A 1831-nucleotide genomic window follows, 5' to 3' on the forward strand; every position below is an offset into this window, starting at 1 on the left:
CAGCCATCTGACACCGAAGCGCGTCGCGGCCTCCGACATTCTCGCCTATTTCCTCGAATTTCCGCACACCGATTTCTACGAGCGCGGCGAACATGTCGTCGAGCTTGGCCTGGCAGCAGTGCGCGGTGAGATCAACCCTGTGATTTCGACCTTCGACTGCCGCATGATCCAGGTGCTGCCGACCAGCCGCGAGCCGATGCGGTCCTTCGTCGATCGCATCAAGGCGCTGCACGGCAAGGACGGCGTGCTGTCGGTCTCCGTCATCCACGGCTTCATGGCGGCCGATGTGCCCGAGATGGGCACGCGCATCCTGGTCGTCACCGACAATGACAAGGCCAAGGGCGACGCGCTGGCGGAACGGCTCGGGCGGGAACTCTACGCGCTGCGCGAAAAGACGGCGATGACGATGCTGAGTGCTGCCGACGGCATCGATCGGGCGCTGGCCGTGCGCACAGAAAATCCGGGCAAGCCGGTGGTCATCGCCGATATCTGGGACAATCCCGGCGGCGGTGTGCCCGGCGACGGCACCTTCGTGCTGCGCCAGATGCTGGCGCGTGGCCTGGACAGGTTCGCCGTCGCGACCATCTGGGATCCGATTGCGGTCACCTTCTGCCTGGCGGCAGGCGAGGGCGCAGTCATCGACCTGCGCTTCGGCGGCAAGGCCGGGCCGCAAGCCGGCGAGCCGATCGATGCGCGCGTGCGCGTGCTGAAGGCGGTTGCGGAGGGCTGGCAGAGTTTCGGGCCAAGCCGGGTGACGCTTGGGCCGACGGCGCTGGTCCGCCTCGAAGGCACCGAGGTCGACATCATCCTCAACACCAACCGCACGCAGACTTTCGAGCCGGATATCTTTTCCAACATCGGCGTCGATCCGCTAGCCAAGGACATGCTGCTGATCAAGTCGACCAATCATTTCTACGCCGGCTTCGAGCCGATCGCCGCCGAGATCATCTATGTCTCGGCGCCGAGTTCGTATCCCAGCAATCCGGCGGTGACCGATTACAAGAAGCTGACAAGGCCGGTGTGGCCGAGGGTGACGGATCCTTGGAAGCGGCCAATCTCCCCCACGAGGGGGGAGATTGGCTAATCACACCAACCCGCGCTTGGCCATCATCGCTTCCGGCGACGGCATCTTGCCGCGGAAGGCGGTGTAGAGTTCTTCCGGATCCTTCGACCCGCCGGCCGCGTAGATGTTCTTGCGCAGCCGCTCGGCGAGTGCCGGGTTGAAGGGGTCGCCGGTTTCCTCGAAGGCGGCAAAAGCATCGGCATCGAGCACTTCCGACCACATGTAGGAATAGTAGCCGGCCGAATAGCCTTCGCCGGAAAAGACATGGCCGAAATGCGGGGTGCGGTGACGCATGGCTATGGTGTCCGGCATATGCAGTTCTGCAAGCGTTTCGGCTTCGAAACGAAGCGGCGCTTCAGGCGCCTCCGCCCGCGCGTGATAGGCCATGTCCATCAAGGCGGAGGCGGTGAATTCGACCGTGGCGAAGCCGGCGCCGAAGGTGCGCGCGGCCAGCATCTTGTCGAGCAGCGCCTTGGGCATCGGCTTGCCGGTCTTGACGTGCAGCGCGTGCTTTTCCAGCACTGCCGGCACGGTCAGCCAGTGCTCGTAGAGCTGCGAAGGCAGTTCGACGAAATCGCGGCTGACCGAAGTGCCCGAAACCGAGGGCCAGGTGACGTCGGTCAGCATGCCGTGCAAAGCATGGCCGAACTCGTGGAACAGCGTTTTGGCCTCGTCGACCGACAGCAGAGCCGGCTCGCCCACCGGCGGCTTGGCGAAGTTCATGATGTTGTAGATGACCGGGCTCGCACCGTGGCCGAGCCTGTAGCC

2 protein-coding genes are annotated in these 1831 nt (G+C 64.3%); one reads left to right on the forward strand and one right to left on the reverse strand.

The window, feature by feature from the left end:
• The coding region (locus ENZ74_RS30825) for a M81 family metallopeptidase (RefSeq protein ID WP_164761351.1) at window positions 1–1084 on the forward strand (1084 nt) is incomplete at its 5' end.
• Here ENZ74_RS30825 and ENZ74_RS30830 read toward each other — a convergent pair.
• The coding region (locus ENZ74_RS30830; protein ID WP_245471047.1) for a M3 family metallopeptidase at window positions 1085–1831 on the reverse strand (747 nt) is incomplete at its 5' end.

The sequence above is a fragment of the Mesorhizobium sp. M7A.F.Ca.CA.002.15.2.1 genome (assembly GCF_003998715.1).
GTDB lineage: Bacteria > Pseudomonadota > Alphaproteobacteria > Rhizobiales > Rhizobiaceae > Mesorhizobium > Mesorhizobium ciceri.